Origin of the sequence: Chryseobacterium vaccae (assembly GCF_009602705.1) — a bacterium.
Taxonomy (GTDB): domain Bacteria; phylum Bacteroidota; class Bacteroidia; order Flavobacteriales; family Weeksellaceae; genus Chryseobacterium; species Chryseobacterium vaccae.
The window spans coordinates 3,859,312-3,872,884 of the sequence record NZ_VSWH01000001.1 but is presented as its reverse complement, the minus strand read 5'-3'; the positions used below and the strand labels follow the sequence as shown (position 1 = coordinate 3,872,884).

Genomic DNA, 13,573 nt, shown 5'->3' with positions numbered 1-13,573 from the left:
ATTATTGGGTTGAGCAAAAATTTGATTAAAAAATTATTTAGAGTAAAGTTCGACGATAAGGTTCTCCTTGATGTCTTCCGGAATCTGGATTCTTTCAGGAGCAGAAATGAAGGTACCTTCTTTCTTCTCATCGTTGAATTGTAACCACTCATAATTTGCTTTAGAAGCTAATGCATCTGTAACAACTTCAAGAGATTTAGATTTTTCTCTTACAGCGATTACATCACCAGCTTTTACCAAATACGAAGGGATGTTAAGAATTTCTCCGTTCACAGTGATGTGTCTGTGAGAAACTAATTGTCTAGCAGCAGATCTTGTTTTAGCAAAACCTAATCTGTATACTACGTTATCCAGTCTAGATTCGCAAAGTTGTAATAGAACTTCCCCTGTTACTCCTTTACTTCTGTGTGCTTTTTCAAATAAGTTAGCAAACTGTCTTTCTAAAATACCGTAAGTATATTTAGCTTTTTGTTTTTCAGCTAGCTGAACTGCATATTCTGATTTTTTAGCACCTCTTCTCTTGTTAGGACCGTGTTGTCCTGGCGGTTGGTTTTTTCTTTTTTCGAAGTTTTTGTCATCTCCGTAGATTGCAGCACCAAACTTTCTAGCAATCTTAGTTTTAGGTCCAATATATCTTGCCATAATGGGTAAATTCTAAAAATTAAACTCTTCTTCTTTTCGGTGGTCTACATCCATTGTGTGGCATAGGAGTCACATCAACGATTTCACTAACTTCAATTCCTGAATTGTGGATCGTTCTGATTGCAGATTCTCTACCTGCACCAGGACCTTTCACAAACACCTTAACTCTTCTTAACCCAGCTTCGTGAGCAACATTAGAGCAATTTTCTGCTGCCATTTGAGCAGCAAATGGAGTATTCTTTTTAGAACCTCTGAAACCCATTTTACCGGCAGATGCCCAAGAGATAACTTCTCCGTTTTTATTTGTTAAAGAAATGATGATGTTATTGAAAGAAGCTTGAATATGCGCTTCACCAATAGCTTCAACTTTTACTTTTCTTTTTTTAACTACTTTAGATTGTTTTGCCATAATTCCTAACGATTATTTACTTGCCTTTTTCTTGTTAGCAACAGTTTTTCTCTTTCCTTTACGGGTTCTAGAGTTATTTTTCGTTCTCTGGCCTCTTAAAGGTAGTCCTAGTCTGTGACGTATTCCTCGTTGGCATCCTATGTCCATCAATCTCTTGATGTTCAATTGCACTTCAGATCTCAATTCTCCTTCAACTTTTACGTTTTCAGAGATATAGGTTCTGATTGCAGCCAATTCATCGTCATTCCATTCGTTGACTTTCTTGTCTTCGCTGATACCGGCAGCTTTAAGGATTTCGGAAGAAGTACTTCTTCCAACTCCGTAGATGTAAGTTAAACCGATAACACCTCTTTTGTTTTTTGGTAAATCAATACCTGCAATTCTCGCCATAATTTAATGTTAGCCTTGTCTTTGTTTAAATTTTGGGTTCTTTTTGTTGATTACAAACAGTACACCTTTTCTGCGTACGATTTTGCAGTCAGCACTTCTTTTTTTAATTGATGCTCTAACTTTCATTTGATAGTATTTATTTTTACTAATGTTAAATGGAATCTTGCGATTTCATTTCTGATAGTATTTATTTTTCAACAAGAGCCAAATGGAATAAATATTCCATTTGGCATTTGTTTTTTAATATCTAAATGTGATTCTCCCTTTCGTTAAATCATAGGGAGACATTTCTAGTTTTACCTTGTCTCCAGGTAAAAGTTTAATATAATGCATTCTCATTTTACCAGAGATATGAGCAATAAGGATATGCCCATTTTCCAGCTCTACACGGAACTGGGCGTTCGAAAGAGCTTCCGTTATAACGCCGTCTTGTTCAATATGTTTTTGTTTTGCCATAAATTAATATCCAGTCGTTCTTGACAATTTAGACTGCATTAAGCCATCATAGTGATGGTTCAGCAGATATGTATTAATCTGTTGAACAGTATCTAAAATTACTCCCACCATAATCAATAGTGACGTTCCCCCGAAAAATAGGGCAAACGCATCTGTCTGAACAAAGCTTCCATGCACAATTGCCGGAAGGACTGCAAAGATAGATAAAAAAATTGCACCTGGCAAGGTAATTTTTGATAAAATATCATCTAAATAATCAGCTGTTTCTTTACCGGGTCTTACTTTCGGTACTAAACCTCCATTTCTCTTCAAATCATCAGCCATCTGGTTTACCGGAATTGTAATCGCAGTATAGAAAAATGAGAAGATAATAATTAATAGCGCAAACAATACGTTGTACTGCCAGCTAAAAACATTCTTGAAACCTGCAAGAAAAGTATTGGACTCATCGAATTTTGTTAATAATCCTGGTACGAACATCAATGCCTGAGCAAAGATAATCGGCATTACACCAGCAGCATTTACTTTCAATGGGATCCATTGTCTTGCTCCCTGCATTAGATTTCTGTTTACACCTCCTCTTGCTTGAGCTCTGCTTACATACTGAATTGGAATTTTTCTAACAGCTACCGATAGGATTACTGCTAAAAGAACAACCAACATCCAGAATAATACTTCAATAAGGATCATGATAGATCCCATTCCTCCTTTTCCGTTCTGCACGGCCATTTCCTGTACGAATGCTTCAGGTAATCTTGAAAGGATCCCCACCATAATAAGGATAGAGATACCGTTTCCGATACCTTTGTCGGTGATTTTCTCACCCAACCACATTGCGAATACCGAACCGGCAACCAGGATAACAATACTTGGTAACCAGAACATGATAGAATTTGGCTCTACAAAATATGCAGACTGGAATTGAGCATACGGTAAGAATAATTGAGTAATTGAGGTTAAATAAGAAGGAGCCTGTACTAAACAAACACCAATAGTTAACCATCTTGTAATCTGATTCAATGTATTTCTACCTGACTCTCCATCTTTCTGAAGCTTCTGAAGATAAGGAATAGCCATCCCCATCAACTGAACAATAATAGAAGCAGAAATATAAGGCATGATACCCAACGCCATTACGGAAGCGTGGCTGAAAGCTCCCCCCGTAAACGACGAAAGCAAGCCAAGGAGACCTGCTCCTTGCTTGTTACCGCCTTGATTTTTATAATGCTCTAAGAGATCTCCCACTTCTGCAAGGTTAATTGCGGGAAGTGAGATATAAGATGCGAATCTATACACAAGGATAATACCTAACGTAAAGAGAATTTTTTCTCTTAGTTCCTTTAGGCTCCAAATATTTTTAAGTGTTTGTATAAATTCTTTCATTAGTAAGTATTATAAGGTAATTGCTTTTCCACCTGCCTTAGCAATAAGCTCTTCAGCAGATTTAGTGAACTTGTCAGCAGAGATTGAAACCGCAGATTTCAATTCTCCTCTACCCATAATTTTCACTAATTCGTTTTTAGAAACTAAACCGTTTTCTACTAAAACTTCTTTCGTGATATCTCCAGTGATGGATTTGTTCTCGATTAATGTTTGGATAGTATCAAGGTTAATTCCTCTAAACTCTTTTCTGTTAATGTTTTTGAAACCGAATTTAGGTAATCTTCTTTGTAAAGGCATCTGTCCACCTTCGAAACCGATTTTCTGAGAATAACCAGCTCTTGCTTTCTGTCCTTTATGTCCTTTTGTAGATGTACCTCCTTTTCCAGTACCCTGACCTCTACCAATTCTTTTTGAATTGAAAGTAGATCCTGCAGCTGGTTTTATGTTGTTTAAATTCATTTTAAAATTATTTTAAAAATTATTTTTGAACTTCAAGTAAATGACTAACTGCAGCTATCATTCCTAAGATAGAAGGAGTAGCTTCGTGTTCTACAACTTGGTGAAGTTTCTTTAATCCTAATGCTTCAAGCGTTCTCTTTTGGGTTTTTGTTCTTCCAATAGCGCTTCTTACTTGCTTTACTTTGATTGTTGCCATTGTTTTAATTATTAACCGTTAAACACTTTACTTAGAGAAACTCCTCTCATTCTAGCAATCTCTTCAGGTCTTCTGATATCCAATAACGCTTTGAAAGTAGCTTTCACCACGTTGTGAGGGTTAGAAGATCCTTTAGATTTTGAAAGGATATCGTGAATACCAGCAGATTCCAATACCGCTCTTACCGCACCACCGGCGATAAGTCCTGTACCGTGAGAAGCAGGTCTTAAGAAGATATCTGCACCACCGTATCTTGCTGTAGTTTGGTGAGGAATAGTGTGGTTCATTACAGGAACTTTCACAAGGTTTTTCTTAGCATCTTCAACAGCTTTAGCAATTGCAGAAGCTACTTCTTTAGATTTTCCTAAACCGTGACCGATTACTCCGTCTTCATTACCTACTACAACGATAGCAGAAAATCCGAAAGCTCTACCTCCTTTGGTTACTTTTGTTACTCTGTTAACAGCTACGAGACGATCTTTTAATTCTAATCCTCCCGGTTTTACTCTTTCTATATTATCTAGTCCTAACATATTTTCCGAAATTTTTATGATTAGAATTTAAGTCCTCCTTCTCTCGCACCATCAGCTAGAGCTTTTACTCTACCGTGGTATACGAAACCGTTTCTGTCAAATACAATACTTTCAATTCCTGCAGCGATTGCTTTAGCAGCGATAGCTTTACCTACAGCAGCAGAAACTTCAGTCTTGGTTCCTTTAGCGTCTACACCTTTTTCTCTTGAAGAAGCTGATGCTAGAGTTGTACCATTTTTATCATCGATTAACTGAGCGTAAATTTCCTTATTACTTTTGTATACAGATAATCTTGGCAATTCAGAAGAACCAGAGATTTTCCCTCTTACTCTTCTTTTGATTCTTATTCTTTTTTCTAATTTACTTAATGCCATAATACTTATAATTTATTAAGCAGATTTACCAGCTTTACGTCTAACAATTTCCCCTACGAATCTTACACCTTTTCCTTTGTATGGCTCAGGCTTTCTGAAAGAACGGATCTTTGCAGTAACCATTCCTAGAAGTTGCTTGTCATGAGACGCTAAAGTAATAATTGGGTTTTTACCTTTTTCAGTCAATGTATCTAATTTTACTTCGCTAGGAAGTTCTAATACGATACCGTGAGAGAATCCTAAAGCTAACTCAAGTTTTTGACCTGTGTGAGATGCTCTGTATCCTACCCCTACTAGTTCTAGTTTCTTTTCGAAACCTTGTGCAACACCAACAATCATGTTGTTGATCAACGCTCTGTATAAACCGTGAAGCGCTTTGTGTTGTTTAGAATCAGATGGTCTGTTTACATTAAGTTCACCATCTTTCTGTTCTAAAGTAATTCCTGCCGTAAGTTCCTGAGAAAGTTCTCCTTTAGGTCCTTTTACTGTTACAGTACCGTTATTTTCAGTTACTGTAACTCCAGCTGGAATTGTTATAATTGCTTTACCAATTCTTGACATTTTCCTCTGATTAAAAATTAATAAACATAGCAGATTACTTCACCGCCTACTTTTTCTTCTCTAGCTTTCTTATCAGTCATTACTCCTTTAGAAGTAGAGATGATAGCTATACCCAAACCGTTTAGTACTCTTGGAAGTTCATCAGAACCTTTGTACTGTCTTAAACCTGGTCTTGAAGCTCTCTGAATAGACTTAATAGCAGGTTTGTTGGTTTGTTTATCGTACTTTAAAGCGATTTTGATCGAACCTTGAACAGCGTTATCTTCAAACTTAAAGTTTAAGATATACCCTTGATCAAATAAGATCTTAGTAATCTCCTTTTTGATTTTCGATGCAGGAATTTCCACCACTTTGTGGCCTGCGCTTTGTGCGTTCCTTACTCTTGTTAGGAAATCTGAAATTGGATCTGTTACCATTTTTCTTTTATAAATTATTGGTTAAAGAACAATCAGTTTTGAAAAGACTTGAAGAGTAAAATATCAGACTTCAGAAATCTTCGGTCTGATATTTTTTATCTTTAGTATCTTGACAACTTAATTGTCCCGATTTTAATTAGTAATTATTACCAACTGGCTTTTCTTACTCCTGGGATAAGACCGTTGTTTGCCATTTCTCTGAAAGTTACTCTGGAAATTCCGAACGTTCTCATGTATCCTCTTGGTCTACCTGTTAGTTTACATCTGTTGTGTAATCTTACAGGAGAAGCATTTTTAGGTAATTTCTGAAGTCCTTCATAATCACCAGCTTCTTTAAGAGCTTGTCTTTTAGCAGCGTATTTAGCAACTAGTGCTTCTCTTTTGCGCTCACGCGCTTTCATTGATTCTTTAGCCATTTCTTAGTTCTTTTTAAATGGTAAACCGAAGTGAGTTAATAATGCTTTAGCTTCTTTATCAGTTTTCGCAGTAGTAACGAAAGTGATGTCCATCCCCTGGATTTTTTTCACTTTGTCGATTGCGATTTCTGGGAAGATAATTTGCTCAGTAATACCTAAGTTGTAATTACCTCTACCATCGAAACCATCTGCTTTAATACCAGAGAAATCTCTGATACGTGGCAAAGCAGAAGAAGTAAGTCTGTCTAAGAACTCATACATTCTCTGAGCTCTTAATGTTACTTTAGCTCCTACAGGCATACCTTTTCTCAACTTGAAAGCAGCTTCGTCTTTCTTAGAGATAGTTCCTACTGCTTTCTGGCCAGTAATCATCGTTAATTCTTCTACAGCATAATCAATGATTTTTTTATCTGCAGTAGCATCACCTAAACCTTGTGAAATAACGATTTTCTCTAATTTAGGTACTTGCATGATTGACTTGTACCCAAATTCTTCCATCATTGCAGGAACAATTTTCTCTTGATATATTTTTTTGGGTCTTGCTATAAATTCCATGTGTTAATTTAAATTATAAAGTTTCACCCGTTTTTTTGTTGATTCTTACTTTCTTATCTCCTTCGATTTTGTAACCGATTTTGATAGCTTTTCCGTCTTTACCAACTAAAGCTACGTTTGAGATATGAATAGAAGCTTCTTTTTCAGTAATTCCACCTTGAGGGTTAGAAGCTGAAGGCTTAACGTGTTTTTTAACGATGTTAAGACCTGCAACGATTACTCTTGGATCTCTTCCTTCTTTTTTGATCACTTCAATAACTTCACCAGTCTTACCTTTGATATCTTTCTTACCAGTAGTAATGATTACGTTATCTCCTCTTTTTATTTTTAACTTTGACATTTTGTTTAAAAATTTTAAAAATTAAAGTACTTCAGGAGCTAATGAAATGATTTTCATATATTCTTTGTCTCTCAACTCACGAGCAACCGGTCCGAAAACACGTGTTCCTCTCATTTCTCCTGCTGCGTTTAGCAATACACAAGCATTGTCTTCGAATTTGATGTATGAACCATCTTTTCTTCTAACCGCTTTTTTAGTTCTTACTACTACAGCTTTAGATACCTGACCTTTTTTAGCGTTTCCTGATGGTGTAGAATCCTTGATAGTAACAACGATTTTATCACCAACTGAAGCATATCTTCTTCTGGTTCCTCCCAGAACTCTGATAACTAGTACTTCTTTTGCACCTGTATTATCAGCAACTTTTAATCTTGATTCTGTTTGTAACATTATTACTTAGCTTTTTCAATGATTCTTACTAATCTCCATCTTTTGTTCTTGCTCAAAGGTCTAGTTTCCTGGATAAGAACTGTATCACCTTCTGTGCATTCGTTGTTCTCGTCGTGTGCAGTATATTTTTTCGTTTTCAAAACGAATTTACCGTACATCGGGTGCTTTACTCTTGTAGTTTCACTAACAACAATGGTTTTTTCCATTTTATTGCTGGAAACCACTCCGATTCTTTCTTTTCTTAAATTTCTATCCATTGTAAAATGAAATTATTGTTTGTTAGTTAACTCAGTGTTTAGTCTTGCGATTGTTCTTCTCAAATCTTTGATTTGAATAGGATTTTCAATTGGGCTGATCTTGTGAGCCAATTTCAGTTTTGAATATTGTGCTTTCAGTTCAGCAAGTTTCGCTTGAATATCCCCTGCGCTTAAATTTTTAATATCAGCTTGTTTCATTGTATTCAAAGATTATAGAGGTTTAACAAAATCGTTAGCAACTACGAATTTAGTAACTACCGGTAATTTCTGTGCAGCAAGTCTAAGAGCTTCTTTCGCAACTTCGTAAGGAACACCTCCTACTTCGAACATAATTTTACCTGGTTTTACTACAGCTACCCAATATTCAACGGCACCTTTACCTTTACCCATACGTACTTCCGCTGGTTTCTTAGTAATAGGCTTATCCGGGAAAATTTTGATCCATAACTGACCTTCTCTCTTCATATATCTTGTCGCAGCGATACGCGCAGCTTCAATCTGTCTTGCAGTGATCCAAGCTCCTTCAATAGCTTTGATTCCAAAAGTTCCGTAAGCAAGTTGACTACCTCTCTGGGCATTCCCCTTCATCTTCATCTTGTGAACTCTACGGAATTTGGTTCTTTTTGGTTGTAACATAATTTCTAAATTTTAGATTTTAGATTTTAGATTTTAGATTTTTTTTAATTTTAAAAAAGTAACGGTAATTTAAAATTCAAAATTTCTAATCTAAAATTTTAATTATTATTGTTATTGTTGTTGTTTTTTCTAGGTCTTCTGTTATCTCTGTCTCCACCTCTGTTTCCTCCTCCTGCAGGACCTCCTTTTTTCTGTTGTCCCACTAGTGGAGAAAGTTCTCTTTTACCATAAACTTCTCCTTTCATGATCCAAACTTTTACTCCTAGTCTACCGTAAGTAGTGTGAGCTTCAGCCCAGTGATAATCAATATCAGCTCTGAAAGTAGACAATGGAATTCTTCCTTCTTTGAAAGATTCGCTTCTTGCCATTTCAGCACCGTTCAATCTACCAGAGATCTGAACTTTGATACCTTCAGCACCCATTCTCATAGTACTTGCCATAGCCATTTTAACAGCTCTTCTGTAAGAGATTCTGTTTTCAATCTGCTTAGAAATACTATCAGCAACTAATACTGCATCTAGTTCAGGTCTTTTGATTTCGAAGATGTTGATTTGAATATCCTTACCTGTAAGTTTCTTCAATTCTTCTTTCAATTTATCAACTTCCTGACCTCCTTTACCGATGATAAGTCCCGGTCTAGCAGTAGTAATTGTAACTGTTACTAATTTTAGTGTTCTTTCAATATAGATTTTTGAAATACCACCTTTAGATAATCTAGCCTCAAGGTATCTTCTGATTTTGTAGTCTTCCGCGATTCTGTCTCCATAATCGTTTCCACCAAACCAGTTAGAATCCCATCCTCTGATGATACCTAATCTATTACCAATTGGATTTGTCTTCTGTCCCATACCTTGATTAATTTTCTTTATTACCTAAGATTAATGTAACGTGGTTAGATCTTTTTCTGATTCTATACCCTCTACCTTGTGGAGCTGGTCTTAGTCTCTTCAATTGTCTTGCACTATCCACGAAGATTTCTTTAACGATAAGGTTTGCTTCTTCAATATCCGCACCTTCGTTTTTCACCTGCCAGTTTGCCATAGCAGAAAGAAGTAATTTTTCTAACTTGTTAGAAGCATCCTTCTTAGAATATTTTAGGATATAAAGTGCTTTGTCTACCTGCTCTCCTCTAATGATATCAGCAACTAATCTCATTTTTCTTGGAGAAGACGGGCAATTATTTAGTGAAGCTTTTACAACGTCTTTGTTAGCTTCTTTTCTTGCGATTGAACTATCTTGTTTTCTTGATCCCATGATTATCTGCTTCCTTTGTTTTTGTTACCACCATGACCTCTGAAAGATCTTGTTGGAGAAAATTCGCCTAACTTGTGACCAACCATATTTTCTGTAACATATACAGGGATAAAAGATTTCCCGTTGTGTACAGCAATAGTTTGTCCTACGAAGTCCGGAGAGATCATCGATGCTCTAGACCAAGTTTTGATAACTGTCTTCTTACCAGACTCTATATTTGCCTGAACCTTCTTATCTAAAGTATGATGAATGAATGGTCCTTTTTTAAGTGATCTTGCCATAATTATTTTCTTTTAGATACGATGTAACGGTTAGACACTTTGTTTTTCTTTCTAGTTTTGTAACCTTTAGCTGGCTTACCGTTTCTAGATCTTGGGTGACCTCCTGAAGAACGTCCTTCACCACCACCCATCGGGTGATCTACTGGGTTCATTACAACCGCTCTTGTTCTTGGTCTTCTACCTAACCATCTGCTTCTACCTGCTTTACCAGATACAGTTAACTGGTGGTCTGAGTTGGAAACTGAACCAATCATTGCGATACACTCAGTAAGGATCATTCTTGATTCTCCTGAAGGCAATTTAATGATTGCATATTTACCGTCTCTTGAAGTTAATTGAGCTGAAGAACCAGCACTTCTTGCTAAAATAGCACCTTGTCCAGGCTTCATTTCGATACAAGAAATTACAGTACCCAATGGAATGTTTTTCAATTTCATTGCGTTACCTACGTTTGGTTCAACGTTTTCACCAGCAATAACTTTCTGGTCAACTTTGATACCGTTTGGAGCGATGATATATCTCTTCTCTCCGTCTGCGTATTCAACTAGAGCGATGAAAGCAGTTCTGTTTGGATCGTATTCTACAGTTTTTACCGTTCCTTCAACATCAAATTTATTTCTCTTGAAGTCAATAATTCTGTATTTCTTTTTGTGTCCACCTCCGGTGTAACGCATGGTCATTTTACCTGTTTGGTTACGTCCACCTGACTTTTTAATACCAACTGTAAGAGATTTCTCTGGCTTATTGGTAGTAATTTCCTCAAAATTGTTTACAACTCTGAATCTCTGTCCCGGGGTGATAGGTTTTAATTTTCTAACAGACATTACTATTATTTATAATTAATAATTAATTTACAGCAAAAATATCGATAACCTCACCTTCAGCAAGTTTGATTACCGCTTTTTTCAATTTGTTTGTCTTTCCTACTTGAAGACCTTTTTTAGTGTACTTTGAAGAAACCTTCGGAGCATAAATCATTGTGTTAACGTCTGCTACTTTTACACCGTAAGCTGCTTCAACAGCCTTTTTGATCTCGATTTTATTCGCCTTAGGGCTAACTAAGAAAGAATAAGAACCTCTTAAATCTGTAAGGTAATTAGCCTTTTCTGAAATAACTGGTTTAATAATAACTGACATGATTTATTTCTTTAAATTTTCCTGGAATTTTTCAACTGCACCTTCGAAGAATACAACTTCACCTGCGTTTACTAAGTCATAAGAACTTACTTCGTTGAAGTTCATTACTTTAGCTTTAGGTAAGTTTCTTGAAGACAAATATACATTCTTGTTAGCTTCAGGAAGGATAAATAAAGCTTTCTTATCGTTCAATGCCAAAGCATTTAATACGTTGATGAAATCTTTAGTTTTAGGAGCGTTCAAGCTCATATCTTCCAGAACTCTGATGCTGTTGTCTCTCATTTTCTGAGATAGAACAGATTTTTTCGCTAATCTCTTAAGAGCTTTGTTCAATTTGAATCTATAGTCTCTTGGTTTTGGTCCAAATACTCTACCTCCACCTCTGAATACTGGAGATTTAATATCACCATATCTAGCAGATCCTGATCCTTTTTGCTTCTTAAGCTTTTTAGTAGAAGCAGTAATTTCGCTTCTTTCTTTTGCTTTATGAGTCCCTTGTCTTTGTGCAGCAAGGTACTGTTTAACTTCTAAGTAAACCGCGTGCTGATTTGGCTCAATTCCGAATACTGATTCGTCTAGAGTTACTTTTCTTCCGGTCTCTTTTCCTGATGTATTTAATACTACTAGTTCCATTTTCTGATAATTACATAAGAATTTTTAGCTCCCGGAACAGCACCTTTTACTACTAAAAGATTTTGTTCTTGATCCACTTTTAATACTTGAAGGTTTTGTACAGTTACCTGCTTACCTCCCATTCTACCCGCCATTCTCATTCCTTTGAATACTCTCGAAGGATCCGATCCAGCACCGATAGAACCTGGAGCTCTAAGTCTGTTGTGCTGACCATGAGTAGCTTGCATTACACCTCCAAATCCGTGTCTTTTAACAACACCTTGGAAACCTTTACCTTTTGAAGTTCCTGTTACGTCAACATATTCTCCTTCAGAGAATAAATCAACTTTTACTTCTTCTCCTACTTTCACTTCATCAACGAATTCTCTGTAGAATTCTACTAATTTAGCTTTAGGAGCAGAACCAGCCTTTTTGAAATGACCAGCTAACGCTTTACCTACGTTCTTCTCACTCTTGTCATCGAAACCCAATTGAACTGACTTGTAGCCGTCCTTTTCTATGGTTCTGACCTGTAAAACCGAGCATGGACCAGCTTGAATAACTGTACAAGGAATGTTTTTCCCTTCTTCGTTAAACAAAGATGTCATACCGATTTTTTTACCAATAATACCTGACATTGTTTATATTATAATAAAATTTATCCTTTATTTATCCCCATTTTTCGGAAGTCTGAAGTAATTTCTAATTCTGATATAGGCATACTACGCTCCTAAAATGAGTGTGCAAATTTATGAATAATTTTATAACTGACAAATATTTACAGCAAAATATTTTGATTTTTAATCAATTAGATGATTTTGAAAAAACTCAGGTGAAATTTCCGCCCGGATTATTTGGAATTTTAAAAAAGAAATCAGAAAGAAGACTATTCTAACCTGAGCTTGAGCCAAGGAAGTTGGCTGGAAGCTGGAAGAAAGAGGCAGGAAGTTACTTTTTGTTATAGGTATTGATAGCCACTATAAAATTTTAATATCATAAAAAGAGTAAAGCAGATAAACAGTTATCCTTAATAACCTTTATAACTCCCCTCTTCCATCTCACAGCTTCAAATCTTCATTAACCAGATACTCTCTTATTCCGAACTGAGGTTATTTTATGATTACAGTAACGCCTACTTCTTCCAGCCCGGCCTTATGCTCCGCAGAAATACCATCGTCTGTGATTAAATAATCTACTTTATCCAGAGAGGCTATTTTACCAAAACCTTTTTTGTTCAGCTTTGTGGAATCTGCAAGAATAATTACCTGGTCTGCACAATCTATCATCACCTGATTCAGATGAGCTTCTGCAGCATTCGAAGTACTGATTCCGAAATCAAGATCAATTCCGTCCACTCCGAGAAAAAGTTTATTGCAGGAAAACTGTTTTAAGATTCCTTCAGAAATTGAACCCACAATTGAAGTGGAGCTTTTCCGAACTTCCCCACCCAGCTGGATAATATTAATTTCAGGATTATTACACAGTTCAAGCGCTACCCTGAGCGAAGAAGTAAGAACGGTAAGTCTTCCGAAATTCCCAAGCATCCGGGCAAGATAATGCATGGTAGTTCCTGAAGCCAATATAATACAGTCATTTTCCTGAATAAGTTCTACGGCAGCTTTTACAATTCCCTGTTTGGCTTCTACATTAATGTTCTCCTTTTCATTCACATTTCTTTCATAAGCATACCTTACATGTTTGCTGGCACCTCCATGATTACGGAAAAGCAGCCCTAAACTTTCGAGATAGTTCAGATCCTTTCGGACCGTAACTGAAGAAACATTGAACTTTTCGCACAGATCCTGTACCAGCACATGGCCTTTCTCATCCAGCTCTTTTAGTATTTCATCATGCCTTGGTATTAACTTTTCCATTC

27 protein-coding genes are annotated in these 13,573 nt (G+C 36.3%); all 27 read right to left on the bottom strand.

The genetic code is table 11. The features are described from left to right. Positions 1 to 33: 33 nt before the first annotated feature. Positions 34 to 642 (bottom strand): 30S ribosomal protein S4, encoded by a 609-nt coding sequence (gene rpsD / locus FW768_RS17670; protein ID WP_062700853.1) that lies wholly within the window; start codon positions 640 to 642, stop codon positions 34 to 36. A gap of 19 nt (positions 643 to 661) precedes the next feature. After that, positions 662 to 1,051 (bottom strand): 30S ribosomal protein S11, encoded by a 390-nt coding sequence (gene rpsK, locus FW768_RS17665; protein ID WP_153397654.1) that lies wholly within the window; start codon positions 1,049 to 1,051, stop codon positions 662 to 664. Positions 1,052 to 1,063: 12 nt separating this feature from the next. Next, positions 1,064 to 1,441 carry a 30S ribosomal protein S13 gene (gene rpsM, locus FW768_RS17660; RefSeq protein WP_002983260.1) on the bottom strand — a complete coding sequence of 126 codons (378 nt, stop codon included), beginning with the start codon at positions 1,439 to 1,441 and terminating at the stop codon, positions 1,064 to 1,066. Between the two features lie 9 nt (positions 1,442 to 1,450). Continuing rightward, positions 1,451 to 1,567, bottom strand: coding sequence for a 50S ribosomal protein L36 (gene rpmJ, locus FW768_RS17655; protein WP_007839480.1), 117 nt, complete (start codon positions 1,565 to 1,567; stop codon positions 1,451 to 1,453). Between the two features lie 114 nt (positions 1,568 to 1,681). Further along, positions 1,682 to 1,897, bottom strand: coding sequence for a translation initiation factor IF-1 (gene infA / locus FW768_RS17650; RefSeq protein WP_034684855.1), 216 nt, complete (start codon positions 1,895 to 1,897; stop codon positions 1,682 to 1,684). A 3-nt stretch (positions 1,898 to 1,900) separates the two neighbouring features. Then, positions 1,901 to 3,280, bottom strand: a complete 1,380-nt coding sequence (secY, locus tag FW768_RS17645; protein ID WP_153397652.1) for a preprotein translocase subunit SecY — start codon at positions 3,278 to 3,280, stop codon at positions 1,901 to 1,903. Between the two features lie 9 nt (positions 3,281 to 3,289). Then, entirely contained in the window at positions 3,290 to 3,739 is a 450-nt protein-coding gene (gene rplO, locus FW768_RS17640) for a 50S ribosomal protein L15 (RefSeq protein WP_153397650.1), read from the bottom strand. 19 nt (positions 3,740 to 3,758) lie between these two features. Then, the gene (rpmD, locus tag FW768_RS17635; protein WP_029297759.1) at positions 3,759 to 3,935 is read right to left on the bottom strand and encodes a 50S ribosomal protein L30; all 177 of its coding nucleotides are present in this window, start codon (positions 3,933 to 3,935) and stop codon (positions 3,759 to 3,761) included. Between the two features lie 11 nt (positions 3,936 to 3,946). Then, on the bottom strand, positions 3,947 to 4,468 hold the full coding sequence (gene rpsE / locus FW768_RS17630) for a 30S ribosomal protein S5 (RefSeq protein ID WP_034703137.1): 522 nt from the start codon (positions 4,466 to 4,468) through the stop codon (positions 3,947 to 3,949). 20 nt (positions 4,469 to 4,488) lie between these two features. Continuing rightward, entirely contained in the window at positions 4,489 to 4,842 is a 354-nt protein-coding gene (rplR, locus tag FW768_RS17625) for a 50S ribosomal protein L18 (protein ID WP_027371711.1), read from the bottom strand. Between the two features lie 15 nt (positions 4,843 to 4,857). After that, complete coding sequence (rplF, locus tag FW768_RS17620) at positions 4,858 to 5,403, bottom strand: 50S ribosomal protein L6 (RefSeq protein ID WP_153397648.1); 546 nt, start codon at positions 5,401 to 5,403, stop codon at positions 4,858 to 4,860. Between the two features lie 17 nt (positions 5,404 to 5,420). After that, the gene (gene rpsH / locus FW768_RS17615) at positions 5,421 to 5,819 is read right to left on the bottom strand and encodes a 30S ribosomal protein S8 (RefSeq protein WP_153397646.1); all 399 of its coding nucleotides are present in this window, start codon (positions 5,817 to 5,819) and stop codon (positions 5,421 to 5,423) included. A gap of 146 nt (positions 5,820 to 5,965) precedes the next feature. Continuing rightward, complete coding sequence (gene rpsN / locus FW768_RS17610; protein WP_002983233.1) at positions 5,966 to 6,235, bottom strand: 30S ribosomal protein S14; 270 nt, start codon at positions 6,233 to 6,235, stop codon at positions 5,966 to 5,968. Between the two features lie 3 nt (positions 6,236 to 6,238). Continuing rightward, positions 6,239 to 6,790, bottom strand: coding sequence for a 50S ribosomal protein L5 (rplE, locus tag FW768_RS17605; RefSeq protein WP_062700841.1), 552 nt, complete (start codon positions 6,788 to 6,790; stop codon positions 6,239 to 6,241). Between the two features lie 13 nt (positions 6,791 to 6,803). After that, positions 6,804 to 7,130, bottom strand: a complete 327-nt coding sequence (gene rplX, locus FW768_RS17600; protein ID WP_047427597.1) for a 50S ribosomal protein L24 — start codon at positions 7,128 to 7,130, stop codon at positions 6,804 to 6,806. Positions 7,131 to 7,151: 21 nt separating this feature from the next. Then, positions 7,152 to 7,520: a 50S ribosomal protein L14 gene (rplN, locus tag FW768_RS17595; protein ID WP_007839504.1), complete on the bottom strand. Its 369-nt coding sequence runs from the start codon at positions 7,518 to 7,520 to the stop codon at positions 7,152 to 7,154. Between the two features lie 2 nt (positions 7,521 to 7,522). Continuing rightward, on the bottom strand, positions 7,523 to 7,777 hold the full coding sequence (gene rpsQ, locus FW768_RS17590; RefSeq protein WP_042720938.1) for a 30S ribosomal protein S17: 255 nt from the start codon (positions 7,775 to 7,777) through the stop codon (positions 7,523 to 7,525). Positions 7,778 to 7,789: 12 nt separating this feature from the next. After that, a complete protein-coding gene (gene rpmC, locus FW768_RS17585; protein WP_062700837.1) occupies positions 7,790 to 7,975 on the bottom strand; it encodes a 50S ribosomal protein L29 in 186 nt (61 codons plus the stop codon). A 12-nt stretch (positions 7,976 to 7,987) separates the two neighbouring features. After that, positions 7,988 to 8,413: a 50S ribosomal protein L16 gene (gene rplP, locus FW768_RS17580; protein ID WP_062700835.1), complete on the bottom strand. Its 426-nt coding sequence runs from the start codon at positions 8,411 to 8,413 to the stop codon at positions 7,988 to 7,990. 98 nt (positions 8,414 to 8,511) lie between these two features. After that, positions 8,512 to 9,261 carry a 30S ribosomal protein S3 gene (gene rpsC, locus FW768_RS17575; RefSeq protein WP_153397644.1) on the bottom strand — a complete coding sequence of 250 codons (750 nt, stop codon included), beginning with the start codon at positions 9,259 to 9,261 and terminating at the stop codon, positions 8,512 to 8,514. Between the two features lie 7 nt (positions 9,262 to 9,268). Further along, positions 9,269 to 9,667 (bottom strand): 50S ribosomal protein L22, encoded by a 399-nt coding sequence (gene rplV, locus FW768_RS17570; RefSeq protein ID WP_002983214.1) that lies wholly within the window; start codon positions 9,665 to 9,667, stop codon positions 9,269 to 9,271. A gap of 2 nt (positions 9,668 to 9,669) precedes the next feature. Continuing rightward, a complete protein-coding gene (rpsS, locus tag FW768_RS17565) occupies positions 9,670 to 9,948 on the bottom strand; it encodes a 30S ribosomal protein S19 (RefSeq protein ID WP_002983209.1) in 279 nt (92 codons plus the stop codon). A 2-nt stretch (positions 9,949 to 9,950) separates the two neighbouring features. After that, positions 9,951 to 10,772 carry a 50S ribosomal protein L2 gene (gene rplB / locus FW768_RS17560; RefSeq protein ID WP_062700831.1) on the bottom strand — a complete coding sequence of 274 codons (822 nt, stop codon included), beginning with the start codon at positions 10,770 to 10,772 and terminating at the stop codon, positions 9,951 to 9,953. Between the two features lie 22 nt (positions 10,773 to 10,794). Continuing rightward, positions 10,795 to 11,085, bottom strand: coding sequence for a 50S ribosomal protein L23 (gene rplW / locus FW768_RS17555; protein ID WP_153397642.1), 291 nt, complete (start codon positions 11,083 to 11,085; stop codon positions 10,795 to 10,797). Between the two features lie 3 nt (positions 11,086 to 11,088). Continuing rightward, positions 11,089 to 11,718 carry a 50S ribosomal protein L4 gene (rplD, locus tag FW768_RS17550; RefSeq protein WP_153397640.1) on the bottom strand — a complete coding sequence of 210 codons (630 nt, stop codon included), beginning with the start codon at positions 11,716 to 11,718 and terminating at the stop codon, positions 11,089 to 11,091. Further along, positions 11,709 to 12,335, bottom strand: a complete 627-nt coding sequence (gene rplC, locus FW768_RS17545; protein WP_034678007.1) for a 50S ribosomal protein L3 — start codon at positions 12,333 to 12,335, stop codon at positions 11,709 to 11,711. Before rplC ends, rplD begins: the two co-directional genes overlap by 10 nt. A gap of 471 nt (positions 12,336 to 12,806) precedes the next feature. Then, positions 12,807 to 13,571 carry a DeoR/GlpR family DNA-binding transcription regulator gene (locus tag FW768_RS17540; RefSeq protein ID WP_153397638.1) on the bottom strand — a complete coding sequence of 255 codons (765 nt, stop codon included), beginning with the start codon at positions 13,569 to 13,571 and terminating at the stop codon, positions 12,807 to 12,809. Between the last annotated feature and the right edge of the window lie 2 nt (positions 13,572 to 13,573).